Annotated in this window: 23 protein-coding genes; 16 read left to right on the top strand and 7 right to left on the bottom strand. The window is 68.3% G+C overall.

Annotated features, from left to right (window positions below):
* Positions 1-33 precede the first annotated feature (33 nt).
* The 3 genes from MKK51_RS11890 (at position 34) to MKK51_RS11880 (ending at position 1,906) form a co-directional block, all read left to right on the top strand.
* The gene (locus tag MKK51_RS11890; RefSeq protein WP_243977278.1) at positions 34-651 is read left to right on the top strand and encodes a TetR/AcrR family transcriptional regulator; all 618 of its coding nucleotides are present in this window, start codon (positions 34-36) and stop codon (positions 649-651) included.
* 411 nt (positions 652-1,062) lie between these two features.
* Positions 1,063-1,329: a helix-turn-helix domain-containing protein gene (locus MKK51_RS11885; RefSeq protein WP_243977276.1), complete on the top strand. Its 267-nt coding sequence runs from the start codon at positions 1,063-1,065 to the stop codon at positions 1,327-1,329.
* Between the two features lie 19 nt (positions 1,330-1,348).
* Positions 1,349-1,906, top strand: a complete 558-nt coding sequence (locus MKK51_RS11880) for a pyridoxamine 5'-phosphate oxidase family protein (RefSeq protein ID WP_243977275.1) — start codon at positions 1,349-1,351, stop codon at positions 1,904-1,906.
* 12 nt (positions 1,907-1,918) lie between these two features.
* Here MKK51_RS11880 and MKK51_RS11875 read toward each other — a convergent pair whose 3' ends face one another.
* Positions 1,919-2,791, bottom strand: coding sequence for a DUF3108 domain-containing protein (locus tag MKK51_RS11875; RefSeq protein WP_243977274.1), 873 nt, complete (start codon positions 2,789-2,791; stop codon positions 1,919-1,921).
* 122 nt (positions 2,792-2,913) lie between these two features.
* On the bottom strand, positions 2,914-3,933 hold the full coding sequence (locus MKK51_RS11870; protein ID WP_243977273.1) for a gamma carbonic anhydrase family protein: 1,020 nt from the start codon (positions 3,931-3,933) through the stop codon (positions 2,914-2,916).
* 225 nt (positions 3,934-4,158) lie between these two features.
* Here MKK51_RS11870 and MKK51_RS11865 point away from each other — a divergent pair, with 225 nt between their 5' ends.
* The 3 genes from MKK51_RS11865 (at position 4,159) to MKK51_RS11855 (ending at position 7,346) form a co-directional block, all read left to right on the top strand.
* Entirely contained in the window at positions 4,159-4,650 is a 492-nt protein-coding gene (locus MKK51_RS11865) for a molybdenum cofactor biosynthesis protein MoaE (protein ID WP_243977272.1), read from the top strand.
* Positions 4,651-4,787: 137 nt separating this feature from the next.
* Complete coding sequence (locus tag MKK51_RS11860; protein WP_243977271.1) at positions 4,788-5,954, top strand: AI-2E family transporter; 1,167 nt, start codon at positions 4,788-4,790, stop codon at positions 5,952-5,954.
* 357 nt (positions 5,955-6,311) lie between these two features.
* The gene (locus MKK51_RS11855) at positions 6,312-7,346 is read left to right on the top strand and encodes a PAS domain-containing protein (RefSeq protein ID WP_243977270.1); all 1,035 of its coding nucleotides are present in this window, start codon (positions 6,312-6,314) and stop codon (positions 7,344-7,346) included.
* A gap of 29 nt (positions 7,347-7,375) precedes the next feature.
* Here the strand turns inward: MKK51_RS11855 and MKK51_RS11850 are convergent, their stop codons facing one another.
* Positions 7,376-8,335, bottom strand: a complete 960-nt coding sequence (locus tag MKK51_RS11850; protein ID WP_313898806.1) for a site-specific tyrosine recombinase XerD — start codon at positions 8,333-8,335, stop codon at positions 7,376-7,378.
* A gap of 35 nt (positions 8,336-8,370) precedes the next feature.
* Positions 8,371-8,523, bottom strand: a complete 153-nt coding sequence (locus MKK51_RS11845) for a histidine kinase (protein ID WP_243977269.1) — start codon at positions 8,521-8,523, stop codon at positions 8,371-8,373.
* A 338-nt stretch (positions 8,524-8,861) separates the two neighbouring features.
* Between MKK51_RS11845 and MKK51_RS11840 the strand changes: the two genes are divergently transcribed.
* From MKK51_RS11840 to MKK51_RS11830, 3 genes are all read left to right on the top strand, one after another.
* Entirely contained in the window at positions 8,862-9,485 is a 624-nt protein-coding gene (locus tag MKK51_RS11840) for a shikimate kinase (protein WP_243977268.1), read from the top strand.
* The gene (aroB, locus tag MKK51_RS11835) at positions 9,482-10,600 is read left to right on the top strand and encodes a 3-dehydroquinate synthase (RefSeq protein ID WP_243977266.1); all 1,119 of its coding nucleotides are present in this window, start codon (positions 9,482-9,484) and stop codon (positions 10,598-10,600) included. The genes MKK51_RS11840 and aroB overlap by 4 nt, the downstream gene beginning before the upstream one ends.
* 247 nt (positions 10,601-10,847) lie before the next feature.
* Entirely contained in the window at positions 10,848-12,152 is a 1,305-nt protein-coding gene (locus tag MKK51_RS11830; RefSeq protein ID WP_243977264.1) for an HlyC/CorC family transporter, read from the top strand.
* A gap of 142 nt (positions 12,153-12,294) precedes the next feature.
* On the opposite strand, the gene MKK51_RS11825 is transcribed toward MKK51_RS11830, so the two are convergent.
* Together MKK51_RS11825 and MKK51_RS11820 are read right to left on the bottom strand one after the other, a co-directional pair.
* Entirely contained in the window at positions 12,295-12,723 is a 429-nt protein-coding gene (locus tag MKK51_RS11825) for a cupin domain-containing protein (RefSeq protein WP_243977262.1), read from the bottom strand.
* Positions 12,724-12,748: 25 nt separating this feature from the next.
* Positions 12,749-13,498 carry a hypothetical protein gene (locus MKK51_RS11820; RefSeq protein ID WP_243977260.1) on the bottom strand — a complete coding sequence of 250 codons (750 nt, stop codon included), beginning with the start codon at positions 13,496-13,498 and terminating at the stop codon, positions 12,749-12,751.
* Positions 13,499-13,934: 436 nt separating this feature from the next.
* Here MKK51_RS11820 and MKK51_RS11815 point away from each other — a divergent pair, with 436 nt between their 5' ends.
* Positions 13,935-16,826: a phosphoenolpyruvate carboxylase gene (locus MKK51_RS11815; RefSeq protein WP_409565668.1), complete on the top strand. Its 2,892-nt coding sequence runs from the start codon at positions 13,935-13,937 to the stop codon at positions 16,824-16,826.
* Positions 16,827-16,878: 52 nt separating this feature from the next.
* On the opposite strand, the gene MKK51_RS11810 is transcribed toward MKK51_RS11815, so the two are convergent.
* Positions 16,879-17,598, bottom strand: a complete 720-nt coding sequence (locus MKK51_RS11810) for a YggS family pyridoxal phosphate-dependent enzyme (protein WP_243977257.1) — start codon at positions 17,596-17,598, stop codon at positions 16,879-16,881.
* A gap of 196 nt (positions 17,599-17,794) precedes the next feature.
* Here MKK51_RS11810 and leuS point away from each other — a divergent pair, with 196 nt between their 5' ends.
* The 6 genes from leuS to MKK51_RS11780 all read left to right on the top strand — a co-directional run bounded on the left by leuS (position 17,795) and on the right by MKK51_RS11780 (position 25,608).
* Positions 17,795-20,386 (top strand): leucine--tRNA ligase, encoded by a 2,592-nt coding sequence (gene leuS, locus MKK51_RS11805; RefSeq protein WP_243977256.1) that lies wholly within the window; start codon positions 17,795-17,797, stop codon positions 20,384-20,386.
* Between the two features lie 126 nt (positions 20,387-20,512).
* Positions 20,513-21,064, top strand: coding sequence for an LPS assembly lipoprotein LptE (gene lptE, locus MKK51_RS11800; RefSeq protein WP_243977255.1), 552 nt, complete (start codon positions 20,513-20,515; stop codon positions 21,062-21,064).
* The gene (gene holA / locus MKK51_RS11795) at positions 21,061-22,092 is read left to right on the top strand and encodes a DNA polymerase III subunit delta (protein WP_243977336.1); all 1,032 of its coding nucleotides are present in this window, start codon (positions 21,061-21,063) and stop codon (positions 22,090-22,092) included. The genes lptE and holA overlap by 4 nt, the downstream gene beginning before the upstream one ends.
* Before the next feature lie 156 nt (positions 22,093-22,248).
* Positions 22,249-24,138 carry a tRNA uridine-5-carboxymethylaminomethyl(34) synthesis enzyme MnmG gene (gene mnmG, locus MKK51_RS11790; protein ID WP_243977254.1) on the top strand — a complete coding sequence of 630 codons (1,890 nt, stop codon included), beginning with the start codon at positions 22,249-22,251 and terminating at the stop codon, positions 24,136-24,138.
* On the top strand, positions 24,128-24,769 hold the full coding sequence (gene rsmG / locus MKK51_RS11785) for a 16S rRNA (guanine(527)-N(7))-methyltransferase RsmG (RefSeq protein WP_243977253.1): 642 nt from the start codon (positions 24,128-24,130) through the stop codon (positions 24,767-24,769). Before mnmG ends, rsmG begins: the two co-directional genes overlap by 11 nt.
* Positions 24,766-25,608, top strand: coding sequence for a ParA family protein (locus MKK51_RS11780; protein WP_243977252.1), 843 nt, complete (start codon positions 24,766-24,768; stop codon positions 25,606-25,608). Before rsmG ends, MKK51_RS11780 begins: the two co-directional genes overlap by 4 nt.
* Positions 25,609-25,626: the final 18 nt, after the last annotated feature.

Genomic DNA, 25,626 nt, shown 5'->3' with positions numbered 1-25,626 from the left:
GACGTGCCGGAGGGCACGCGAGGGCGCGGCAGAGTGGCCAAGGCAACCAAACCGGCACGGCGCGGCACCGGCCCGCGGGGCGAGCACAACCGCGACGAGTTCGCGGCCCTGGTGACCAAGGCGGCCGAGGGGCTGGTGCGCATGGAGGGCCTGCGCGGCCTCGGCATGCGCCGGCTCGCCTCGGTGATCGGCTACGCCCCGAACTCGATCTACAACGGCGTCGGCGATCTCGACGCGGTGGTGATGCGGGTCAACGCCCGCACCCTGGAGCGCCTGCACGCGGCCCTCACCGGCGCGATCCTTCCCGACGCCGACCCGCGCGACAACGCCCTGGCGCTGGCCGACGCCTATCTCGCCTTCGTGGCCTCGGACCCGCGTGTCTGGAGCCTCGTCTTCGAGCATTCCGTGGCACCGGATTCGGCCTTTCCCGACTGGTATGCCGCCGCCCTCGCACAGGCGACCGACCTCGTCGACGGGGTGCTCGAACCCATGATCCCGGATGCGGGCGAGAGACGGCAGGCGGTGGCGACCCTCTGGGCCGGCCTTCACGGGCTCGCCTCCCTCTCCACCTCCAACAAGCTCGCCGTCCTCACCCCCGAACCGCCGCGCGACCTGGCGCGGCTGCTCGTCGGGCGGTTCCTGCGGCCTTAGGAAAAGCGCGTTGCAGCGAGGGAACCCGGCCCGTCCTTTACTGAGGGGACGCTGACAGCGTATATCCGGCCCTCGCGAAACGCCCGCGGAATCATCCTCTTTTCGACTGCAGAGGTGTGTAGCGAGCTCTCCGGAGACGCGAAGCCCGGGATGAATTTCGATTGGGATCCGCGCCTGCGGGGCAAGGTTCTAGAGCATTTTCAAGCGAGGTGGATGCCGGCTCGCGTGAAGAAAATGCGACCACACAGCAGGTTAGAGCATTTTCCGTGATCCAGAGATTACGGAAAATGCTCTAACGGAACGCGGCATCGATTTCTCGGACGCCGTCACGGTCTTTTTCGGGTCCCGTCCTCGTGAAGACGGACACGCGCCAGACTGGACGCGACCACCGAGGAGGAAATCCGCCGCTCCATGGTCGAGGACGGATTCGACCCGGACGATCCATCACACCTCGATGGCGCAGCCATCGTGCGGCCTCCTCGGATGATCCGCGAGCACCTCGGCATGACGCAGGCGACCTTCGCCGAGGTGATCGGCGCACCCCTGGCGACCCTCAAGAACTGGGAACAGGGCCGCACCCTGATCCCACCCTATGTCCGCACTCTTCTCAACATCTTGGATCGCGAGCCCGAAGCAGCCCTGCGCGCGATCATGCCGGGACGTCCCGAGGCGGCGTAGCGCAGCGAGAAAGACATCCATGGCCAAGCAGTTTCCGGCCCTCGACGAGCGCCATCTCGATTTCATCGCCCGGCAGCGCATCGTCTTCACCGCATCGGCGGCGGAGGGCACGCGGGTCAATCTGTCGCCGCGCGGCACCGATACGTTCCGGGTCCTCGCCCCGAACACCGTCGTCTATCTCGACCGCACCGGCAGCGGCAACGAGACCGCCGCGCATCTGCGGGCGGACGGACGGCTGACGGTGATGTTCTGCGCGTTCGAGGGCGCGCCGACGATCCTGCGGCTCTACGGGCGCGGAGAGGTTTTGGTGCGGGGCGGCGAGGCCTATGCCGGCCTTCTCTCGGAAGCGTTCGACGGCTGGGAGCCGCCGGGAGCGCGCCAGATGGTGCGCCTCGCCATCGATCTCGTGCAGACCTCCTGCGGCTTCGGTGTCCCCCTGTTCGACTACCGCGAGGAACGTCCGACCCTCGACCGCTGGGCGCGGGCCAAGACCGAGGCCGAACTCGACGCCTATCGCCGCCAGAAGAACGCCCGCAGCATGGATGGACTACCGACCGGGCTGTTCGCCGAGGAGTAGCAAGGGCGTCACCTACCGTGCGTTGGGCAGGTGGACCTTCACCGCGCCGCGTCCGCCGGCCTCGAGCGGCGCACCCCATTGCGTCGCTGCGATCCCCGCCTGCCCCCAACCGGTGGCCAGGGAGATCGTGAGCGGCAACAGCATCGCGCCGCCGGGAACGGGCGCGAGCCGCACGCGAATATCGTCGTTCTCGGCCATGCGGCGCACGCTGCTGCCGTTGGGACGGTGACCCGAGACCGGCACCCAGCGCACCCGGCAATCGAGCGCCGGTCCGCGATAGGGTCCCTCCTGGACGGTCACGAGCACCCCGCGCGACAGGACGATATCCGCCCGCGCCACTCCGTTGAAAACGGGGATGCGCCGCTCGCAGAGGGCAGCGTCGAGGGGCGCCGGGCCGAGCGGGATCGCCAGCATGGTCAGGGGATCGACGACGCCGACCTTGTCCTGCGGCGCCACCGGGATCCGGTCGGGCGTCGGGGTCGGAGCCGGCTCCACGCTCTCGTCATGGGCGCGTCCGCCCGACAGGACCATGGAGACCTGAACCGGCTTGCGGCCATAGAGACTCTCGGACCGGAACGTGCCGGTGAGCGCTCCGGTCCGCGACCGCTCCCCCGATGCGGAGGCCGTCCCCGATCCCTCGAAGAAGACACCGGCCAGACCGCGCAGGCCTGCCTTCAGATCGTAGGCATAGCGGCCACCCGCCTGATCGACGGCGAGAATGGCCTCGCCCACGGGAAGGTCGAGAAACGACAGGCGATAGGTGATGGAGAAGCGCTGGGGTTCGGGCGCGGCCGAAGCCGCGAGCGGCGCGGCGAGGGTCAAAAGCACCGCGCCGATCAACGCGATGGAGCGCGTCTCGCGAGCATCATTGGACGAGGCAACCATGCGCTGCTCTCCTACATGCCATCATGCCTTAAGAGATGCCGCCAGCGACGCTGGTGCGAACCGGCACCTGTCGGGGGATCGACGCATCCGAGGATCGGGGCAGGCGCGCTTCAGGCTTCCCCTCAGCCCGCCCCGTTCTCCATCTGCCGATACACCCGCCCATGCTCGCAATAGCCGGCGACGATGCGGGTCATCATCGCGCGCTTGTCCGCGTCGAGGGGGCCGAGGATCCGAGCGGGGCGGCCCCCCCAGAGATGGCCGCTCTCGAGGAGCTGGCCCGGATCGGTGGTGGAGCCGCCGGCGAGCAGCACGTCGTCGGCCACCACGGTGCCGGGGGCGAGCACGCAGCCGATGCCGATGAGGCTGCGCGCGCCGATGCGGCAATCGGCCATCCGCACGTTGTGCGCGATCGTGGTGTCGCGACCGATGACGACGCCCTCGGCCCGTGCGCGGATGACGGTGTTGTCCTGGATGTTGGTGTCGGCGCCGACGAGGATGGGGCCGACCTCCGCATGCAGGTCGCAGGAGAACAGCACGCTCGATCCCGCACCGAGGGCGATGCGGCCGCGCAGGCGCGCCGTGCTGGCGACATAGACGCTGGGATCGACATCGATCTCGTCGCCGGCGACGGGCGACGGCGTATCCCCCGTGGCCTCGCGCACGCGCTCGGCCCGCTCGGCGATCTCCGCCGGGGTGACCGGACGCTGGGGTTTCGCCGGGCTGCCGGCATAGGCGAATCCCGCGGCGAGGTGCGAGCGCGGGAAGACGGTGGCCCCGGCCTCGATGAGCACTCCGTCCTCCACGGTGGCGCCGTCGAGGACGATGACGTCGTCCTCGATCACCACGTCGGACCCCACCGTGCAGGCGTGGACAACGGCGTTGCGGCCCACCGTCACCCGGTCGCCGACGAGGGTGGGATGCGAATCGGTGGCGATATGGAGCGTGGAGCGATGGCCGAGCCAGAAGCGCTCGCCGACGGTCACCGCCTCGCCGTCGGCGCGGATCACGCTGTCGTCGCCGAGCCAGGCCTGGGCACCGATCGTCGCGGCGCCGATGACCGTGCTTCCGCGTCCGCACCAGACCGGACGGGCCGAGAAGACCGGCAGGACGCCGTCATAGGGTAGGATCAAGTCAGGCGTCACGCGAGGGGGGTTCCTTCGAAGCCGGTGGCGCGGACCGGGTATGGGAGTGCCGGGGCATGGAACCCATGCCGATCAGGTGGTAAGGCCGGGCGCCTGGATGCCGTTGACGGACCGATGGGCAACAGCGTGGAACCACCGCGCGGACTTTGCAATGTCGCGCATCCCTTACGGGGGATCAGACCCGGTCGCGAGGGCTTTCGCGCCGATGCGTCAAGGAATCGACGGATGTCAGCAGGCGAGACGACGGCGGACGATCGGGTCGCAGCCGCGATCAGCATCCAGAGCGCGCCGTTCGACGTGGCCGCGGAGATGGCGGAACTGAGCGGGATTCTCCGGGGCAGGACCGGGGCGATCGTCACCTTCACCGGCCTGTGCCGCGACGAGGGCGGGCGCCTGACCGGGCTCGAACTCGAACATTATCCCGGCATGGCCGAGGCGGAGATCGGCCGGGTGGTGGCGGAGGCACAGGACCGCTGGCCGCTCCAGGCCGTGCGGGTGATCCACCGGCACGGCCTCGTCGCGCCGGGCGACGGCATCGTCCTCGTAGTGACGGCGGCAAGCCACCGCGTGGCCGCTTTCGAGGCGGCGAGCTTCCTGATGGACTACCTCAAGACGAAGGCTCCGTTCTGGAAGCGCGAGCACCTGACCGACGGCACCACGGGAGGCTGGGTCGAGGCCACGGGCGCCGACGACGAGGCGGCGTCACGCTGGGCGTGAGGACGGTCCAGCGGGGATTCGTCGCCGGTCCATCCACAGACGAGGGCGCGCCTCATGCCGCGCGCCCCTTGCCTGTGACGGGATTCGCGCGCCCGGTCGCACCGGCCGCGTGGCAGGCCGCGCGAAGGGACAAGCACATGCAGCAGGGTACGCCGATCAAGGACGAGCCGGGTCCGCACCCCGCCAACTGGTCGCCGGCGGCTTCGGGAATCGCGGTGGTGGCGTTCATCGCCCTGTTGATCCTCGCCTGGACCGCCGCCTCGACCTTGCTCCTGATCTTTGCCGGCATCCTCCTCGGGGTCTTCCTCGACGGGCTGACGCGTCTGCTCGGCCAGGTGATCGGTCTCGGTCGCGGGATGCGGCTCACCATCGTCAGCCTGATCCTCGGCGGCCTCACCCTCGGCTTCCTCGTCTTCGGCGGCGCCACGGTGGTGCAGCAGGGCCGGGAACTCGGCCAGACCGTCACGAAGCAGGCGGGGTCGGTCCGTGACCGCCTCAAGGAATACGGGATCGACCTGCCCGCCTTCTCGGCGCCGGGCGAGACGTCGGGCGATCAGGACACCGACAAAGCCAAGGACAACGCGGCCGACAAGGACAAGAAGCCCGGTGGCCTCGGCGGGCTCGCCTCGGGGGCGATCAAGAGCCCCGGCTCCCTCCTCTCCGATGCCGGCAGCGTGCTGGGACCGGCGGCTGCCGTCGTCACCGGCCTGTTCAGCGCACTGGGCAACGTCCTGGTCATCGTGTTCCTCGGCCTTGCCTGCGCGGCCGACCCCGCCAGCTACCGCGACGGCGCCGTCCGGTTCGTGCCGCCCCATTACCGCCCCCGTGCCACCGCCCTCCTCGACGGCATGGGCGAGACCCTGCGGCATTGGCTGTTCGGCCAGCTCATCACCATGGCGGTGATCTTCGTCTGCATCTGGGCGGGCCTGAGTTTCCTCGGCATCGGCGGTGCCCTCATCCTCGGCCTGCAGGCGGGGCTCCTCGCCTTCATCCCCACCATCGGCCCGCTGATCGCCGGCGTCATCATCGTGCTGGCAGGTCTCGCCTCGGGCACCAACGCGGCGCTCGGCGCCTTCGGCGTCTACCTCGTCGTGCAGTGCCTGGAGAGCTACGGGCTGACGCCCTTCATCCAGAAGCGGGCGCTGGATATCCCGCCGGCCACCATCTTCGCCGGCCAGCTCGTGCTCGGCGTCCTGTTCGGCCTCTGGGGCATCGCCCTCGCGCTGCCGCTGATGGCGGTGATCAAGGTCGTGCTGGAACAGGTCTACATCGAGGACACGCTCGACGAAGAAGCGGAGGTCTGAGCGCGGAGCCAGCGGATTGGCGTGACGCCGCCGCCGGAAACGGCTGCGTGCGGCCGTATGGCATCGGCGATCCGCCCCTGGGCCTTACACGGCTCACCTATGGGGCCGTTCTTATTCCCGTGACGATGGAGCGTCGTCGAAAGCCGTGACGGCAGGCGTGGCGTCCTCGCAAAGAAGCTTGGCCGAAGCGTGGCGATGAAATCGACCATCGTCGCGCGATTTCGCATTGCGGCAAGATTGTTTTCGAAACGAATAGTATGTTAATATCAAAAGATAGATTCCATCAGTTCAGATCGTCGTTTCGGCTCCCTGGATCCGTCCTATCGTCGACGATCAACGTGAATTTGCGGTCTCACAATGCACGGCGGCGCGCTTAGAAGCCTATGGTATGACGCTCCCAACACAGCCCAACACTCTATCAATGTCGGCCGTTGGCGTTGGAATTTCGTCGACAATACTCATTTCTGGTCGCCCGGACTGTATCCGATCCTGGGGATTTCCGAGGGCATCGTCAGGCCCGATTACGCGCTTCTGTTCCAGCTCATCCATCCGGATGACTGCCCGCGGACCATGGAACCCGCTTTCGTCAGGCAATCGGAATCGGTCCCGCCCTCGACCTTCCGCATCGTCCGTCCGGATTCCAGGATCTGTACCGTCGTGAGCCGCGTGGAGGTAACGGCCACGCCTGATGGACGGCCCGTGTGCGCCCACGGCATCCTCGTCGACATCAGCGATCATGCCATGTGGGCTCGCGCCGAAGCGGAGCAGCGGCGGCGAGACCGGGCGATCTTCGAGTCCGTCCGGGCCTTCACATCGACCACCTATGCGTTTCCGTTCACAAAGTTCTCCGAGGAATGGCTCGACCTCGTCGGCGTGCCCGAGACAGAACTGCTGCAGGATCCCGGCCGGCCGATCGTGAAGGAATACGGCCGGAAAAACGGCCTGCAAGAGATGGAGAGTTCGTTCTCGGCCAAGCACATCACACAGGTGCTGCGAACGCTGAGACTGGCGAACGGCGACACCGCGAGATACCGCATGGTGCTTGTTCCCGTTCTTAACGATGCGGGGCATATCGAAAGCTGGACCAATTTCGTCGGTCCGATCCATCTGAAGATCAGGCCCGCCGGCCGCCTTCTCCTCGGCCTCGAACAGCGCCTCGAATCCGGGCATATCCGCGCGGCGCGCGCGCTGCTCGACTGGTCGATGACGGATCTGAGCGGAGCCTCGGGGGTGTCGCTCTCGACGATCCGGCGGCTCGAAGGCTGCATCACCGCCGTCTCGGTCGCCAACCGCAATCAGGCGATCGACGCCCTGCGCAGAGCGGGTATCGTGTTCTCGTTCATCGACGAGTCGACGATCGCGGTGAGCAGGGGAGCGCAGAGGGCCGGCTGAGGCGGGGCCGGAACGGCGCGGCGCCCCGTTCAGACGGGCGCGGTCCCGGATTCGGCCGGGTCGTCCATGAGCGGATGGAGATCGCGGACCATGCTCTTCAGGCGCTCGTCGAGGACATGCGTGTAGATCTGGGTCGTCGAGATGTCGGCATGTCCCAGAAGCTCCTGCACGATCCTGAGATCGGCCCCGTTCTGCAGGAGATGGCTGGCGAAGGCGTGGCGCAGCACGTGCGGGCTCACGCGGTCCTCACGGATCCCGGCCGCCGCCGCCGCAATCTTGAGGTCGCGGGCGAAAGCCTGCCGGGTCAGGTGCCCGCTCTCGCTGTCGGACGGGAACAGGAAGGGACCGTCGCCGGTGAGATGGGTCAGGTGCTCGCGCATGGCGGCGCGGGCGAGATCGGTGAGCGGCACCAGCCGCTCGCGTCCGCCCTTGCCCTTCACCACGAGGTAGCGCTGCTTCGTGGTGGCGGCCGAGCGCGGCAGGGCGACGAGTTCCGATACGCGCAGGCCGGTGGCGTAGAGGGTTTCGAGCAGGCACAGCATCCGGACCGCGCGCCGCCGCTCGCCGCCCGTCGCATTCTCGGCCTGCGGCGCCACGGCCCGCTCGCGGGCGGTGCGCAGAAGGTCGTCTACCTCGGCCACCGACAGCACCTTGGGCAGGGTGCGCCCCCTGCGCGGGCCACCCACCGGTGCGCTCGGATCGGTCTCGGCGAGGCCTTCGGCGTACAGGAACTTGTGGAAGCCGCGAAGGCAGGACAGCCGGCGCGCGGCGGAAGCGGCCTTCAGCCCCTGTGTTTCGAGATCCGCCAGATAGGCACGGACCTCGCCCGCATCGGTATCGAGCGGATCGCGTCCCGAGGCGGCGAGGGCCGCGAGGTAATGGTCGAGGTCGCGGCGATAGGCGGCGAGCGTGTTGGCGGCGGCGCCACGCTCGGCCGCGAGCATCTCGAGATAGGCGACGATGAGGTCCGGACCTTCGGCGCCCGCCACCTCGTCGGTCGCGTCATCGGCCTTCTCCGATCCCGTCACCGGCCCGGCGGCTGCAATTTTGCAGCAGGAATGCTCACGCTCATTTCCCGGGGCGTGGGCTGGACGAAGGTGGCGAGCGCGAACATGCCCGCGAAGACCAGTCCACCGAGGATGGCGAGCGTGGCGAGGAAACGAAACAGGGTCGGCACTCGGACGAACCTCGGTCGGAGGGAGCTCTGCGGACATGGACGACGTCGGCCGGCATGCAGATCATTGAGCTGCCAAGCCAAGGGTTTGCACCATGCCGGGCGCGCGATGGCAAGGACTTCGGAGCCACAGGGTGCGCCGCAAGAGGCCCGAAGCCGCCGAGTGGCAATCGGCCTCACCGGTCCGGGAGCCGTCGCGGGCCGGGAAAACCTGCCCCAGAGGAAACCTGCCCCAAAAGAAGCAGGTCCCGGGAAGAAACACGCCGCGCCTTACGGCCTCGCTTCGCCCGGAGGGTGAAACGCGCTAGGATCGCGCGAAGGGGTGTATCAAGATCTCAACAATGACCGAGACCGAGACCGAGCCATCGGGAAGCGACATCGCCGCCGATCCCATCGAAGTCAGGCTCCGCCGTGCCCTCGGCGCGCGCTCCATCGTGCTCGTCGGTCTCATGGGCGCCGGCAAGAGTACGGTGGGGCGGCGCCTGGCGACGCGCCTCGGGCTGATGTTCAAGGATGCTGACAACGAGATCGAGGCGGCGGCCCACCTCACCATCCCGGACATCTTCGCGATCTACGGCGAGCCGAGCTTTCGCGAGGGCGAGGAGCGCGTCATTGCTCGGCTTCTGCGCGAGGGCCCGCTGGTGCTGGCCACCGGCGGAGGCGCCTTCATGCGCGAGGCGACGCGGGCGCGGATCGCGCAAGGTGGCGTCTCGGTCTGGCTGAAGGCGGAGCTCGACGTGCTCATGCGCCGCGTGCGCAAGCGCGGCAACCGGCCCCTCCTCCAGACCGACGACCCGGAGGAGACGATGCGGCAGTTGATGGAGGTCCGGCATCCCGTCTATGGCAGTGCCGACGTGATGATCCCCTCGCGCGACGTGTCGCACGACCGCGTGGTGGAGGACGTGATGGAGGCCCTCGATGCCTATCTCAACGGCCCCTCGAACCAAGGCGTCGCCGCGCAGTGAGTGACGGACAGACGGTCCACGTCCCCCTCGACCAGGGCCGCGACTACGACATCCATATCGGCCGGGGTCTCCTCGACGAAGCCGGCGCCCGCGTGGCCGCCCTCGGAGGCCGTGCGGCTGCCATCGTCACCGACGAGACCGTGTCGGCGCTCTATGGCGAACGCCTGCGCGACAGCCTGGAGGCGGCGGGCCTGCGCTCCGGCCTCGTCACCGTCGCGCCGGGCGAGGCGTCGAAGAGCTATGCGGTTTACGCCCAGGTCTGCGACGGGCTCCTCGCCCACCGGATCGAGCGCAACGACCTCGTGGTGGCCCTCGGCGGCGGCGTGGTCGGCGATCTCGCGGGCTTCGCGGCGGCGACGCTCCGGCGCGGCGTCCGCTTCGTCCAGGCACCGACGACCCTGCTCTCGCAGGTCGATTCCTCGGTGGGCGGCAAGACCGGCATCAACTCAGCCCTCGGCAAGAACCTCATCGGCGCCTTCCACCAGCCGCGCCTGGTCCTGGCCGATACCGCCACCCTCGACACCCTGTCCGAGCGGGAGATGCGCGCCGGCTACGCCGAAGTGGCGAAATACGGCCTCATCGCCGATGCCGGGTTCTTCGACTGGTGCGAGGCCCACTGGGCCGGCATCTTCTCCGGCGGCCCCGAGCGCGACGAGGCGGTGGCGATCTGCTGCCGGTCCAAGGCCGGCGTCGTGGTGCGCGACGAGCGCGAGGACGGCGAGCGCGCCCTGCTCAACCTCGGCCACACCTTCGGCCATGCCCTGGAACGGCTCACCGGCTACGAATCCGCCCGCCTCGTCCATGGCGAGGGCGTCGCGATCGGGCTGGCCCTGGCTTTCCGCTTCTCGGCCCGTCTCGGCCTCTGCCCCGGTCAGGATGCCGGCCGCGTGGCCAACCACCTGGCCTTGGCCGGCCTGCCCACCCGGCTCCAGGCCGTCCCCGGCGGATGCGGCGATGCCGACGCCATCCTCGAGGCCATGGCCCAGGACAAGAAGGTCCGCGACGGGGCGCTGACCTTCATCCTCGCCCGTGGGATCGGCCGGAGCTTCATCGCACCGGGCATCAACCGCGCCGAGGTGAAGGCTTTTCTCGAGGACGAGCTGAGCGGAGCGTGATCGGATCGCCTCCCCTTCCGGATGCCCGGAGCGGCGGCGGAGGGCGATCCGGGATTCGGGGCAAGGATGACGTCGCGTGCGGGACACCGCTTGGCTCCAGTCGGCCGGAACCGACGAGCAGCCATAACGCCCGCTCGGCTCGGAGCCGGCGTCATGGAATCGCTTCGGTGGCGGGTTGGTATATGAGAGGGGCTCGCCGAGACCGGCACCGTGCCGGTGCAACGCGACTTGGTGCGACGACGACCTGATGGACACGCATACCGACCTCTGGCTCGCCGCGAGCATCGTGGTGATGTCGCTGCTGCTCTCGGCCTTCTTCGCGGGGGCGGAGACCGCCTTCACCGCGGCGTCGCGGGCGCGGATGCTCTCCCTCGAGAACAATGGCGACCTGCGGGCACGCCTCGTCAACCGCATTCTCGCCTCGCGCGAGCGGTTCATCGGCGCCATGCTGATCGGCTACAACATCGTCGCCATCGGCGCCTCGGCCTTCACCACGAGCGTGCTGACCACGATCTTCGGCAAGAGCGGCGTCCTCTACGCCACCGGCGTGATGTCGGTTCTGGTCATCGTGTTCGCCGAGGTGCTGCCCAAGACCCTCGCCATCAACAAGCCGGACCAGGCCGCCCTTGTGATGGCGCGTCCCGTGGCCTTCGCGGTGGCGCTCCTCGGCCCTGCAGCCATCGCCATCGAGAAGGTGGTGCGGCTGATGCTGCGTCCCTTCGGCATCAGCATCGGGCAGCACCAGTCGATCCTCTCGCCGACGGAAGAGATTCGCGGGCAGGTCGCCCTGCTCCACCGCGAGGGCGGCGTCGCCAAGGCCGAGCGCGACATGCTCGGCGGCCTGCTCGACCTGCACGAATTGTCCGTCTCCGAGGTCATGGTGCACCGCACCAAGATGCGCACCATCAACGCCGACCTGCCCTCCGAGGACATCGTGCGGGAAGTGCTGTCCTCGCCCTACACGCGCATGCCGCTCTGGCGCGGCACCTCCGAGAACATCATCGGCGTGCTCCACGCCAAGGACCTGCTGCGCGCGCTCGATGCCGCCGGGGGCGACGCCTCCGGTCTCAAGGTGGAGGCCCTGGCCCTCGAGACCTGGTTCGTGCCCAACACGACCAGCCTGCGCGACCAGCTCAAGGCCTTCCTCACCAAGAAGACCCATTTCGCCCTCGTCGTCGACGAGTACGGCGAGGTGATGGGGCTCGTGACCCTGGAGGACATCCTCGAAGAGATCGTCGGCGACATCGCCGACGAGCACGACGTCGCGGTCTCCGGGGTGCGCCCCCAGGGGGACGGCTCGGTGAATGCCGACGGCTCCGTCGCCATCCGCGACCTCAACCGCGCCATGGACTGGAACCTGCCCGACGAGGAGGCGACGACCATCGCCGGCCTCGTCATCCACGAGGCGCGGGCCATCCCCGATACCGGCACCGCCTTCAACTTCCACGGCTTCCGGTTCCAGGTCCTGCGCAAGGCCAAGAACCGCATCACCGCCCTGCGGATCACCCCGCTGGTGCCGATGATCGCGAAGACGGAGGAGAACGAGGGGTAGAAACCTGGTCTGGCGGCGGGAGAGACGCGATCCGCGCTCGTCTACAGCCGCGCCCGAACGCGTTGGGTCGGGCGCAGCTGTAGTCCCTTGTTTTGCCGCGCTCTTTTTCGCCGAACCGGCATCCGCTTCGGCGAAGAGCGCTCTAGCCCCGCGGCACCGGCCGCCAGCCCGGAGGCGCCATCTCGAACCCCTCGAACCGGAAGGCCGGGGAGACGGTGCAACTCACCAGGGTCCAGGATCCGAGGCTCGTGGCGGTCTGCCAATGTCCCGCCGGCACCACGATCTGCGGCTGCTGGCCGTGGGCGAGGTCGGGACCGAGATAGGCGGCGGCAGCATCGTGCCCGTTCGGGCTCGTGGTGATCACCATCGGCGCGCCGGCATGCCAGAACCAGAGCTCGGAGGCATCGACCCGGTGCCATTCCGACGTCTCCCCGAGATCGAGGAGGTAGTAGATCGCGCTGCCTACCGAACGGCCATCGACCTCCGTCGGATCGCGAAACGTCTCGCGGTAATGGCCGCCTTCCGGGTGCGGCCGGAGCCCCAGCTGGGCGATCACCTCGGCGGCCTTCATGTCGGTCTCCCTCGTTTCGCGATCATTATTGGCCGGCCGGAATGGCACCCTGCGGCAATTGCAGGCCGCGAGGAGCGGCCCCCTCCCCTCCTCGCCCCGCTCCCTCGCCCGTGGAAGCCTTGGGCGGACGCGGCGCTTTCGCCACGGGCTTGGGCTTCGCCTTGGCGACCGGCGCCGCCTTCACCTCCGGGGCATCGCCGCAGCGACGGTAATCGAGCCGCGCCAGAACCTCGCCGGCCTCGGAGACGATGTTGAGGAAATCCGGCAGCACCGTGAGCTGCTCGTCCCAGCGCACCGGTCCGCCCGTGGTCGCCTCCAGGGCGGCGGGGCTGCCGCCCCGGCGCAGCGCCAGGAGGTCGGGACCGAAGGCGGTGGCCGCCTTGTTGCCGATGACGACCTGCAGCACCCGCGTGGTTTCCGGCGTCAGCGGGCGAAGCGGGTTGTCGACGGTGATGGCGCCGCTGCGCGTCACCCAGAGCGAGACCGCGCCCTGCCCTTCGTAGAAGGCGCCCTGACCGTTGTCGCAGACCACGATGAGCTCGGGCGGCTTCACGGGGGCGAGATTGGCGGCCGGCATCGCCACGGGGGCGGCCGGAGACGTCTCCGCAGAATTCTCCACAGGTTTGGCGACGGGTTTCGGTTTGGGCTTCGGCTTTGGTTTCGGCTTGGGTTTGACCGCCGGTGCCTCGGCCTCGCCCGCCTGCGCGGTGGTGTCCTCCTGGGCGAGACCGGGACCGGCTCCCAGCATCACGCACAGCAGGGCGGTGCAGCACACGAGCGCGCTCCTCGCCCTCCACGGCCGGAACGCCGGAACAGGGGTGCCGGGAAGATGAGGCGGGATCGAACGGATCTGCATGGCCCCGAGGGTTACCCCAGCCGGGGCGGGGTTGCATCCACTTGCCGCGCATCGCGGGAGCGCTTTCGCACAAGGACCGGCCATCGCCCTCTGGAGCGCGAGCGCCGGAACGGTCCTTGCGTCTGACCCAACCCCTTGTGCCCAACCCCTTGCGCCGACGACATGCGGAGCCGAAACCATGCGGACGGATTGCCCTTGCACGGTCGTGACGCCCCCCGGCAAGGCCATGCGGCGGTGGATGACGGATCGTCTTCCGCTCATTGTCGCCGGACCGACGCCCGACTCGGTCTAAGACGGCTCGATTCCGGGACCACCCTCCTCCTCTCCTGTGTCCAGACAAGGTCGATCGATGCGCATGCTTGACCGCAGCCCAACCAATGCGGCGCCCGATCCCGGCGAGCTGGAACAGGATCTCATCGCCTTGATCGAGGAATCCCGCGAGCGGTCGAGCGAGGATCCGTTCCGCAATCCCGTCCTGGCGGTGACGCTCGCGATCACCCGCCGCTTCGACCGCGACGAGATCGGCGAGGACGACCTCGACGGCCTGTTCACCCGGCTGCGGACCCAGGCCCTGGTGGCTCGCGCCGAGCGTCTGCGCGGCTATGTCGGGTTGGATCGGGACGCCCGGGCATCGGCGGACAGCGCGATGCCGGCGCGCCTCGTGGCTGCGATTGCGAAAGGCACGGGAGATTTCGAGACCTTCCGCGATCTCGTCGGCCGCACGGGCTTCGCCGTGGTGTTCACCGCCCACCCGACCTTCGGCATGCCGAAGGCCGTTGCGGCCCTCATTGCCGAGGCCACGTCCCAGGACAGCGAGGCCGCACGCCTGCCCCTGATGGAGAAGGCCGGCGCCCTCTCGACCCGACCGGACGCGAAGATCAGCCTGGACGACGAGTTCGAGCAGGCCTGCCTCGCGGCCAATCACGGCCGTGCGGCCCTGGACAGCTTCAATGCCGCCCTTCTCGACGCCGCCCGCGCCCGTTGGCCCGACCGCTGGACGGAACTGGTGCTCAAGCCCTTCGCCCTTGCCTCCTGGGTCGGCTGCGACACGGACGGGCGTACCGATATCGGCTGGTGGGATACCCTGCGCTACCGCCTGGAATCGAAGCGCATGCAGCTCGACCGGGTGATGCGGCACCTGCCGGACGTGCCGGCCACCAACGTGGTGCGGGACCTGACGCAGGGCGCGCTGGCGGCCGTGAACCGGCAGCTCGCCGTCGCCCCGCGCCTCGGCACCAAGCCGTCCCTGGAGGCGGTGCACCGCTTCGCCCTGGCGCTCATCATCGAGCGCGAGCGCGCCCAGACCGATTCCGGGCCGATCCTGGCGGGCCTCGCCGGAGCCCTGGGCGGCGTCGAGAGCGATGACGACAAGCGCACCATCGCCCTTCTGCGCTCGGGCATCGCCACCCACGGCCTCTCGAACGCCCTGCCGCATTTCCGGCTCAACGCCAGCCAGATCCACAACGCCGTGCGCCGGGTCATCGACCTCGAAGGGGAGCCGACGGACGCGGCGCACCGGCGCTCGCACCTCTCCACGATCCACGCCCTCCTCAACGACGTGCAGCCGGTGGCCGTCGATTTCGGGGCACTCGCCGCCGAACGGGCCTCGGCCGCGCGCCTGATGATGACCATCGCGCAGATCCTGAAGCACGTGGACGGCACTCATCCGGTGCGCTTCCTCATCGCCGAGACGGAGACCGGCTACACGCTGCTGGCCGCCCTCTGGCTGGCCCGGCATTACGGGATCAGCGACAAGGTCGAGATCACGCCGCTGTTCGAGACGGCAAGCGCCCTGGAACAGGGCATCCGCGTCCTCGACGACGCCCTTCGCAACCCGCATTGGCGCGCCTACCTCAAGCGCATCGGCCGGCTGACCGTACAGTTCGGCTATTCGGATTCGGGCCGCTATGTCGGCCAGCTCGCCGCGAGTTTCTGGATCGAGCGCCTGCGCCTGCGCATCACTGACCTGATGACGCAGAACGGCCTGTCCGGCATCGAGCTCGCGATCTTCGACACCCATGGCGAATCGATCGGGCGCGGCGCCCATCCGACTTCCCTGCGGGACCGCCTCGCCTATCTCGCGCCGGAGGATTCGCGACACAGGAACCGCAAGGCCGGCATCAAGGTGCGGCTGGAATCGAGCTTCCAGGGTTCGGACGGTTACCTGATGTTCGGCACGCAGGCCCTCGCCCGCTCGACGGTGGAGCGGATCGCCGAGCACGTCTTCGCCTTCGACACGGCCGACGACGATTCGTTCGCCGACTATGTCCTGTCCGACGCGCCGGGCGCCGACGAGACCGACGACCCGATCTATGGGGAGGCCGATTTCGCCGCCGAGTTCTTCACCGTCGCCCGCCAGGACATGGAAGCCCTGGTGGACGACCCCGGCTACGCGGCACTGCTGGGCACGTTCGGCCCGAGCCTCCTCGACCGCACCGGCTCACGGCCCGTGGCGCGCCAGAGCGACAGCGGCGGTCCCAGCATGATCACCCATCCCCGCCAGATGCGCGCGATCCCCAACAACGCGATCCTGCACCAGCTCGGCTATCTCGCGAATTCGCTGCACGGCCTCGGCCGGGCGGCGAGCCGCGCACCGGATCTGTTCCGCGACATGCGTCGCGATTCGGTCCGGTTCTCCCGCGCGTTCCGCCTCGCGCAGCACGCCTCGGCGGTGGGCGACCTCGACGTGCTGCGCGCCTATATCGACACGCTCGACCCGGCCATGTGGCTGGAACGGGCACGGCGCACGCAGCGCGACGACCGGCGCGACGAACTCCTCGTCATCGCCACCGCCCTCGACCGCCTGCGCCTCGCACCCGACCTGCGCCGCCTGTTCGGCCGCCTGACCAGCGACTGGCTGAGCCTGCAATCCGCCGCTCCCGATCTCGGCAAGATGTCGGTGCGGCTGACCCTGCTTCACGCCCTGCGCCTCGCCCTGATCCACCGGATCTGGTTCCTGGCCGTGCACATACCGGGCTTCCGTCCGCAATCCGGCATCACCCGCGAGCAGTTGATCGAACGCTTCCTGCGCCTCGACATCGACGGCTGCCTCGCCATGCTCGACGAGATCTTCCCGATCACGCCGGACCCGACCCTCGGTCTCAATTTCGGCGAGCCTGCCGGCCCGCGCGACGTCGGTACCTACGAATCGGAGCACAAGACGATCTTCGGCCCGATCCGTCAGTCCTTCGCCCGCGTCCGCGAGCTGTCCGGCATGATCCAGCACGAGGTGGGTGCGTTCGGCTAGGGCGCGGTGGCTCCCGAGCCCCGCGAAGCGGCACCGGGACAGGCGGTGCGGTTCAGGCCCCTGCAGCGCGGGGGCGCTCGCCGAAGATGGCGGTGCCGACCCGGATATGGGTGGCGCCCATCTGGATCGCCGCCGGGTAATCGGCGCTCATGCCCATGGAGAGGATGGGCAGGTTGTGGCGCTCGGCAATGCGCGCCAGGAGGGCGAAATGCGCGGAGGGCGGGGCTTCGGCCGGTGGGATGCACATGAGCCCGTTGATCGCGAGTCCGTGGGTCTCACGACACTCGCTGAGGAGGACGTCCACCTGCGACGGCGAGACCCCGGCCTTCTGCGGCTCGTCGCCGGTATTGACCTGGACCAGCAGCTTCGGTGTCCGGCCCGTGCGCTCGATCTCCTTGGCCAGGGCCGCCGCCAGGGACAGCCGGTCGAGGCCGTGGATCACGTCGAACAGTTCCACCGCCTCGCGCGCCTTGTTCGATTGGAGCGGCCCGACGAGATGAAGTTCGACATCGGGAAAGCGCTCGCGCAGAGCCGGCCACTTCGCCTTCGATTCCTGAACGTAGTTCTCGCCGAAGACCCGATGTCCCGCCTCCAGGGCGGGGACGATGCCGTCCGCGTCGATGAGCTTCGACACCGCCACCAGGGAGATCGCGGCCGGGTCCCGCTCGGAATCCTGGGCCGCCTGCACGATCCTCTCGCGTACGGCCTTCAGCCCGGCGACGACGGCGGCGGTGTCCGGATGGGCGTATCTCGGCGGGGAGGAGTCGGGCATGGTGTCTCGTGGGCGAAGGAGGAAGGGCAGGTTTCGCCTGACCTATCATCCGCAACGCGGGCCGCAAGCGCCGGGCTCAACCGGTGACGGCTCTGTTGACCGGCAAACAGGCCGTGTTAGTCCGGCACCCAACCGATCCGGCGCCGCGTGAGGCGCCTTGCCAGGCCGTCCTGGCCCGTATCTCAGAGTTCCCATCATGACTTCCTCCCCCATGCCCGTTCCGGAGCGCTACAACGCCAAGGATGCCGAGCCGCGCTGGCAGGAGGCCTGGGCGGCGCAAGGCATCTACGCCACGAAGAACGACGACCCGCGCCCGAAATACTACGTCCTGGAGATGTTCCCCTACCCGTCGGGGCGCATCCATATGGGCCATGTCCGCAACTACGCCATGGGCGACGTGGTGGCCCGCTACAAGCGCGCCAAGGGCTTCGCGGTCCTCCATCCGATGGGCTGGGACGCCTTCGGCCTGCCGGCCGAGAACGCGGCCATGGAGCGCAAGGTCAACCCGCGCGACTGGACCTACGCCAACATCGCCACCATGCGCGGCCAGTTGCAGAGCATGGGCCTGTCCCTCGACTGGAGCCGGGAGATCGCCACCTGCGACCCCGATTACTACAAGCACCAGCAGCGGATGTTCCTCGACTTCCTCGACAAGGGACTCGTCACTCGCCGCACCGCCAAGGTGAACTGGGACCCGGTGGACCACACCGTGCTCGCCAACGAGCAGGTCATCGACGGGCGCGGCTGGCGCTCGGGGGCGCTGGTGGAACAGCGCGAGCTGACCCAATGGTTCTTCAAGATCACCGATTTCGCGCAGGATCTCTACGACGCCCTCGACGGCCTGGAGCGTTGGCCGGAGAAGGTCCGGGTGATGCAGAAGAACTGGATCGGCCGCTCGGAGGGGCTGGAAGTCCGCTTCGCCTTCGATGCGCGTGACGGCGAGATCAAGGTCTACACCACCCGTCCCGACACCCTGTTCGGCGCGAAATTCCTGGCCATCGCCGCCGACCACCCGGTCGCGGCGTCCGTGGCCGCCACCCGTCCCGAACTCCAGACCTTCATCGAGGAATGCCGCCGCACCGGCACGGCGCAGGCTGCGATCGACACGGCGGAGAAGCTCGGCTTCGATACGGGATTGCGGGTGCGCCACCCCCTCGACCCGTCCTGGCTGCTACCGGTCTATGTCGCGAACTTCGTGCTGATGGATTACGGCACCGGTGCCGTGTTCGGCTGCCCCGCCCACGACCAGCGCGACCTCGACTTCTCGAACAAGTACGGCCTCGGCAACACGCCCGTCGTCTGCCCGGAGGGACAGGACGCGGCGAGCTTCGTCGTCACCGACACCGCTTATGACGGCGATGGACGGATGATCAATTCGCGCTTCCTCGACGACATGACGACGGACGAGGCCTTCCATGCCGTGGCCAACCGACTCGAGGCGGAGATCCTTGACGGGGAGGCGGTGGCGGCGCGCAAGGTCCAGTTCCGCCTGCGCGACTGGGGCGTCTCACGCCAGCGCTATTGGGGCTGCCCGATCCCGATCATCCATTGCGACGCCTGCGGGCCCGTCTCCGTGCCGGTCACCGACCTGCCGGTGAAGCTGCCCGACGAGGTCTCGTTCGACACGCCCGGCAACCCGCTCGAGCGCGACCACGTCTGGCGCAACGTGCCCTGCCCGCGCTGCGGCGCTGCGGCCCGGCGCGAGACCGACACGATGGACACCTTTGTCGATTCATCCTGGTACTACGCGCGCTTCACCGCGCCCTGGCTCAAGGATGCCCCCACCGACCGTGCGGCCGTGGATCACTGGCTGGCGGTCGACCAGTATATCGGTGGCATCGAGCACGCGATCCTGCACCTGCTCTATGCCCGCTTCTTTACCCGGGCGATGCAGGCGACCGGATGGTCCGGTGTCTCGGAGCCGTTCGCCGGCCTGTTCACGCAGGGCATGGTCGTCCACGAGACCTACAAGGACGCGGCCGGAGCCTGGGTTCAGCCGGCCGATATCCGCATCACCGCCGAGGGCGGCGAGCGTCAGGCGTTTCACGTGAAAACAGATGCGCCGATCGCCATCGGCTCCATCGAGAAGATGTCGAAATCGAAGAAGAACGTGGTGGACCCGGACGACATCATCGCCAGCTACGGCGCCGATACCGCCCGCTGGTTCATGCTGTCCGATTCGCCGCCTGAGCGTGACGTGATCTGGACGGAGGATGGCGTCCAGGGAGCGGCCCGATTCGTCCAGCGGGTCTGGCGCTTGGTCTCCCTCGCGGTGGGCGTACCCGCCGAAAGCGGAGCGTCCGACGCTGCGCTTTGCAAGGCCGCCCATAAAGCCCTCGCCGCTGTGGAAGAGGATGTGGAGCGCCTCCGCTTCAACCGCTGCGTCGCCCATATCTACACCCTGTCGAACGCTCTCGACGAGGCGATCCGCACCGCCTCCGTTTCGCGGGAGGCGGCGACGGAAGCGGCCGGCATCCTCACGCAGCTCGTTGCGCCGATGATGCCGCATCTGGCGGAAGAATGTTGGTCGGCCCTCGGCCGACAGGGGCTGGTCGCTCAGGCCGCGTGGCCGGCAGTCGATCGTGCGTTGCTGGTGGAGGACGCGATCACCCTCCCCGTCCAGCTCAACGGGAAGAAGCGTGCCGATGTCACGGTGCCTCGCACGGCCGATACCGCGAAGGTGGAAGCCCTCGTCCTCGCCGATGACGCCGTGCGGAAGGCCCTCGAAGGCCGTATTCCTCGCAAGGTCATCGTGGTGCCCGGCCGGATCGTGAACCTCGTGGTGTGAGAGACGCCCCATGCGAGCGTCACCATCGTCCTGCCGCAGAGGAATCGTAAAGCTTGCTGCTTATACAGGTGACGCAAGGGGCGGGATCGCCGTAAAGAGCGGGACCGGACGGAGAGCAGTACTGTGATGATGATGCATGGGCTGAGACAGGCGGTATGGTCCCGCGCGGCGAAGGTCGCGTTGGTCTCCCTCTTGGCCGTCAACCTGTCGGCCTGCTTTCGCCCGCTCTACGGACCGACCGCGTCCGGCGAACCCATGGCCGCCCTCCTTGCTTCGGTCCAGGTGGACGACGTCTCCACGGCCGCAGGCCAGGAGCGGCTCGGGCATTACCTGCGCAGCGAACTCATCTTCGATCTCGACGGTTCGGGCCAGCCGTCTCCGAAACGCTATCGCCTCAAGATGCAGGGGAGCGAATCGGTGCAGACCCCCATCGTGTCGTCCCAGACGGGTCGCGCCGAGGCGGGCACGCTGGTGGGGACCATCCGGTTCTCCCTCGAATCACTGGATGGTGCGAAGATCATCACCGAGGGTGTGGCGGTGGCCACCACGACCTATGATCGTTCGATCCAGCGCTTCGCCTCCCTGCGCGCAGCCCGCGATGCAGAGATCCGTCTGGCCAAGACCCTGGCCGACCAGATCAAGACGCGGATCGCTTCCGTTCTGGTGACCAAGCCCTGACCGCCGTCAAGGCCGGCGATATCGAGGCACTGCTGCGGCGCGGACCTGCGTCGCAGATCGCGGTCATACTCGTCTACGGGCCGGATACCGGCCTCGTCTTCGAGCGCGCCAAACGTCTGGCCGAAAGTTTCGTCACCGATCCGTCCGATCCCTTCGCTCTGGTCAAGATCGACGGCGATGTCCTTGCGTCCGACGCCGGCCGGCTCGTGGACGAGGCTGGAACGGTCGGTCTGTTCGGCGGCCAGCGCAGCATCTGGGTACGGCCCGGAAGCCGCAATTACGCTCCGGCGGTGGATGCGGCGCTGAAGGCCGAGATCGCCGGTTCCCGCATCGTGGTGGAGGCGGGAGACCTCGCCAAGAGCGCGCCCCTGCGGACGCTTTGCGAGAAGTCGTCTCGGGCTCTGGCGCTCCCCTGCTACGCCGATGACGAGCGCGCCCTGGCCGAGCTCATCGACCGCACGCTTCAGGAGAATGGCCAGCGCATCGCCCGGGAGGCGCGCGACATCCTGGCCATGAGTCTGGGTGGAGATCGGCGAGCGAGCCTGTCCGAGATCGAGAAGCTGGCGCTCTATGCCAGGGGTCAGACGGAGATCACCCTGGACGACGTGGAGGCGGTGATCAGCGACGTCGCCGGCAGCGTCCTCAATACATTGATCGACGCCGCCTTCGTCGGACGCGGTGAAGAGGTGGAGCGGGATTATCGCCGCTTCCGCCACGAGGGTATGGATCCCTCGGTGATGCTCGGCTCGGCCCTGCGTCATGCCCTCACGCTGCTCTCAACCCGAATCGCGGGGGAGGGGCAGAGTCCGAGCATGATGGTGGGGAATTGGCGCGGCCTGCACTTTCGCCGCAAGGCCATCGTCGAGGCTCAGCTCGGGCGCTGGTCCCCCGTCGCCCTCCGTCATGCGGTACAGTTGCTGCAAGAGGCTGTGCTTGCCTGCCGCCGCTCCCAGCCCGACCTCGCCCATGCCCATGCTTCGGCGACGCTTCTGCGCATCGCCACGGAGGCCGCCCGCCGACGTGGCTGAGAGAGCGAGCCCATGTCCTTGCTCGCGTCGTCCACGTCGCCTCCCTGCCACAACGGGTCCCACCCAGCCTGAGGCCGAAGCGGCCCAGTTCTGCCGAGTGTCGGCTCTGCGCGCACGGCTCGTTGACGACTCGCTCCGGTCGCGCCTAATCACCCTATGTCCCAGACGAGTTCCTCTTTCGACGTGGTCGTGGTCGGCGGCGGCCATGCCGGCGTGGAAGCGGCCGCCGCCGCCGCCCGTACCGGTGCCCGCACCGCCCTGGTCACGCATTCGGCCGCCACGATCGGCGCGATGTCATGCAACCCGGCCATCGGCGGTCTCGGCAAGGGTCATCTCGTCCGTGAGGTCGATGCCCTCGACGGGCTGATGGGCCGAGTTGCCGATGCGGCGGGAATTCAATTTCGTCTGCTCAACCGGCGCAAGGGTCCCGCCGTGCGTGGGCCCCGCACGCAGGCCGATCGCAAACTCTATGCGCGGGCGATGCAGGAGGCGGTAGCCGACACTGCCAATCTGGTGGTGGTGGAGGGCGAAGTCGCGGATATCCTCGTTACCGCCGCACGGGTGGCGGGCGTGGTCCTGGCGGACGGGCGGACCATGGCTTGCCCCGCCGTCGTGCTGACCACCGGCACGTTCCTGCGCGGGCTCATCCATATGGGCGAAGTGCAGATCCCCGCCGGGCGCGTCGGGGAAGGGCCGTCCGTCGGTCTCGCTCAGACCCTGGACCGGCTGGGCTTTGCCCTGGGGCGGCTCAAGACCGGTACCCCCGCCCGCCTCGACGGCCGCACCATCGATTGGTCCGGGCTCGAGATGCAATCGGCAGATGACGATCCCGTCCCGTTCTCGACGCTGACGGACCGGATCACTACGCCTCAGATCCAATGCGGGATCACCCGTACCACCCGTGCCGTGCACGATCTCATCCGCGCCAATCTCCACCGTTCGCCGATGTATTCGGGCGGGATCAGCAGTCGCGGACCGCGCTATTGTCCCTCCATCGAGGACAAGGTGGTGCGCTTCGGCGACCGCGAGGGACACCAGATCTTTCTGGAGCCGGAGGGGCTGGACGACCCGACAGTCTATCCCAACGGCATTTCCACCGCCCTGCCGGAAAGCGTGCAACGCGATCTGATCGCCCTGATCCCCGGCCTCGAACACGCGGCGATCGTGCGTCCGGGCTACGCCATCGAATACGATTACGTCGACCCGCGCGAACTCGACACCAGCCTTCAAGCCAAGCGCCTGCCCGGCCTCTTCCTCGCGGGACAGATCAACGGCACTACCGGCTACGAAGAAGCGGCGGGACAGGGGTTGGTGGCCGGGATCAATGCTGCCCGTCTCGCGGGCGGATCGCCCCTCACCTGTTTCGACCGGGCGGAATCGTATCTCGGCGTGATGATCGACGATCTCGTGACCCATGGGGTCAGTGAGCCCTACCGGATGTTCACGTCGCGCTCGGAGTATCGGCTCTCTCTCCGCGTGGACAATGCAGACGAGCGGCTGACCCCGCGCGGTGCGGCCCTCGGCTGCGTCGGATCGGTGAGAGCCGAGCATTTTGCCCGCTCGCAGGAAGAACTCGAAGCGGCGCGAACGCAGCTCGATGGCCTCAGCCTGACACCAGCGGCAGCGGCCCGACACGGCATCGGTCTCAATCAGGACGGCATCCGCCGCACCGCGTACCAGCTGCTGTCCTATCCCGAGATCGGCTGGGAGCGCATCACCGAGGTGTGGCCCGAGTTACGGAGCGTGTCCCCCCGCGTGGCGGACCGCCTGCGGACGGATGCGACCTATGCGGTCTATCTCGACCGGCAGAGCGCTGATATCGCGGCTTTTCGGCGGGACGAGGCCGTGGCCCTACCGATCAAGCTCGACTATGCGGCGATCCCCGGCCTGTCCAATGAGATGCAGGCCAAGCTCGAAGCCGTCCGTCCAGGCACGCTGGGGCAGGCGGCGCGGATCGAGGGGGTGACCCCCGCCGCCCTCACCCTCCTCGCGGCGCATGCGCGCCGTGCCGACCGCTCCAGCCTGGCGCTTGTTCATGGCCGCTAAGCAGGACGACCGGGCTCGGGTTCTCGCACAAGCGAATGTTTCACGTGAAACAGCGGACGCGCTGGACATCTATGTCGAGCAACTCCGCCGCTGGCAGAGCGTCAAGAATCTCGTGGGACCGGCGACCCTCGCGGAGGTCTGGACCCGCCATATTGCCGATGCGCTGCAGCTTCTCGATCTCGCGCCGAACGCCGCCACATGGCTCGATCTCGGTTCAGGAGCGGGCATTCCCGGTCTCATCCTCGCCATCGCGGGCCGCGAACGGCCTGGGTTTCAGGTCGATCTGATCGAAAGCAATGCCCGCAAATGCGCCTTCCTCACGGAGGCCGCCCGCCTGACGAAAGCTCCGGCGCGGGTGCGCAATCTTCGCATCGAAGACGCGATCTCCGACCATGTGGGCGTGGATGTCGTCTGTGCGCGCGCCTTGGCGCCGCTTCACCAGCTGCTCGAATGGACGGAACCGCTGTTGACAACCGGCACCACCGCCCTGTTTCCGAAGGGCCGTGATGCACCGGCGGAATTGACCACTGCAGCGCAACGGTGGAGATTCGTTTACGATCTGGTGACGAGCCGTACTGAGTCGGAAGCGCGGATCGTCCGCGTCACGACCCTCTCCCGCGTGGATTCATGACCATCGAACCCTCTTCCGCCCCCAGGGCAGCGCCCGAGCGGCCGCTCCGAATCCTCGCCCTGGCCAATCAGAAGGGCGGCGTCGGCAAGACGACGACGGCCATCAACCTCGGCACCGCCCTCGCTGCCATCGGCGAGCGCGTGCTGGTGATCGACCTCGATCCGCAGGGTAACGCCTCCACCGGGCTCGGTATCGATCGGCGCTCGCGCAAGGTTTCGACCTATCACGTGCTCGCCGGGGACGCGTCCCTGGCCCAGGCCGTGGTCCCCACCGCCGTACCCCGGCTGCTGCTGGCGCCTTCCACCATGGATCTGCTTGGCCTCGAACTGGAAATGGCCAGTTCATCGGACCGTGCCCATCGCCTGCGCAACGCCATGCGCGATATCGGCAAGGCGGGTGCGACGGAGGGCGTAACCTATGTCCTGATCGACTGTCCGCCTTCCCTGAACCTGCTGACGATCAACGCCCTCGCGGCCGCCGACGCCGTGCTCGTGCCGATGCAATGCGAGTTCTTCGCCCTCGAAGGCTTGAGCCAGCTCCTGCGCACCGTGGAGCAGGTGCGCACGGCTCTGAACCCCCGGCTGACGATCCAGGGGGTGGTGCTCACCATGGTGGATCCACGCAACAACCTCTCGAACCAGGTCGCCGCCGACGTGCGGAGTTTTCTGGGGGACAAGGTCTACGAGACCACGATTCCCCGTAACGTGCGTGTGTCGGAGGCCCCGTCGCATGGCAAGCCGGTCTTGCTCTACGACCTGAAATGCGCTGGCTCGCAGGCCTATTTGCGCCTGGCCTCGGAAGTGATCCAGCGCGAGGGCCGGCTTCCGGTCGCGGCGTAGATCTCTCGTTCTGTCTCG

The organism is Methylobacterium sp. E-045 (assembly GCF_022829685.1).
Taxonomy (GTDB): Bacteria; Pseudomonadota; Alphaproteobacteria; order Rhizobiales; family Beijerinckiaceae; genus Methylobacterium.
This window is presented reverse-complemented; position numbering and strand designations above follow the sequence as displayed.

What these genes read in the sequence shown, in the direction of transcription:
- MKK51_RS11885 (WP_243977276.1), top strand. Translation starts at nt 1,063, where the DNA reads ATGGTCGAGGACGGATTCGACCCGGACGATCCATCACACCTCGATGGC.
- MKK51_RS11880 (WP_243977275.1), top strand. Translation starts at nt 1,349, where the DNA reads ATGGCCAAGCAGTTTCCGGCCCTCGACGAGCGCCATCTCGATTTCATC.
- MKK51_RS11875 (WP_243977274.1), bottom strand. Translation starts at nt 2,791, where the DNA reads ATGGTTGCCTCGTCCAATGATGCTCGCGAGACGCGCTCCATCGCGTTG.
- MKK51_RS11865 (WP_243977272.1), top strand. Translation starts at nt 4,159, where the DNA reads ATGTCAGCAGGCGAGACGACGGCGGACGATCGGGTCGCAGCCGCGATC.
- MKK51_RS11860 (WP_243977271.1), top strand. Translation starts at nt 4,788, where the DNA reads ATGCAGCAGGGTACGCCGATCAAGGACGAGCCGGGTCCGCACCCCGCC.
- MKK51_RS11855 (WP_243977270.1), top strand. Translation starts at nt 6,312, where the DNA reads ATGCACGGCGGCGCGCTTAGAAGCCTATGGTATGACGCTCCCAACACA.
- MKK51_RS11840 (WP_243977268.1), top strand. Translation starts at nt 8,862, where the DNA reads ATGACCGAGACCGAGACCGAGCCATCGGGAAGCGACATCGCCGCCGAT.
- MKK51_RS11830 (WP_243977264.1), top strand. Translation starts at nt 10,848, where the DNA reads ATGGACACGCATACCGACCTCTGGCTCGCCGCGAGCATCGTGGTGATG.
- MKK51_RS11825 (WP_243977262.1), bottom strand. Translation starts at nt 12,723, where the DNA reads ATGAAGGCCGCCGAGGTGATCGCCCAGCTGGGGCTCCGGCCGCACCCG.
- MKK51_RS11815 (WP_409565668.1), top strand. Translation starts at nt 13,935, where the DNA reads ATGCTTGACCGCAGCCCAACCAATGCGGCGCCCGATCCCGGCGAGCTG.
- MKK51_RS11810 (WP_243977257.1), bottom strand. Translation starts at nt 17,598, where the DNA reads ATGCCCGACTCCTCCCCGCCGAGATACGCCCATCCGGACACCGCCGCC.
- leuS (WP_243977256.1), top strand. Translation starts at nt 17,795, where the DNA reads ATGACTTCCTCCCCCATGCCCGTTCCGGAGCGCTACAACGCCAAGGAT.
- lptE (WP_243977255.1), top strand. Translation starts at nt 20,513, where the DNA reads ATGATGATGCATGGGCTGAGACAGGCGGTATGGTCCCGCGCGGCGAAG.
- mnmG (WP_243977254.1), top strand. Translation starts at nt 22,249, where the DNA reads ATGTCCCAGACGAGTTCCTCTTTCGACGTGGTCGTGGTCGGCGGCGGC.
- rsmG (WP_243977253.1), top strand. Translation starts at nt 24,128, where the DNA reads ATGGCCGCTAAGCAGGACGACCGGGCTCGGGTTCTCGCACAAGCGAAT.
- MKK51_RS11780 (WP_243977252.1), top strand. Translation starts at nt 24,766, where the DNA reads ATGACCATCGAACCCTCTTCCGCCCCCAGGGCAGCGCCCGAGCGGCCG.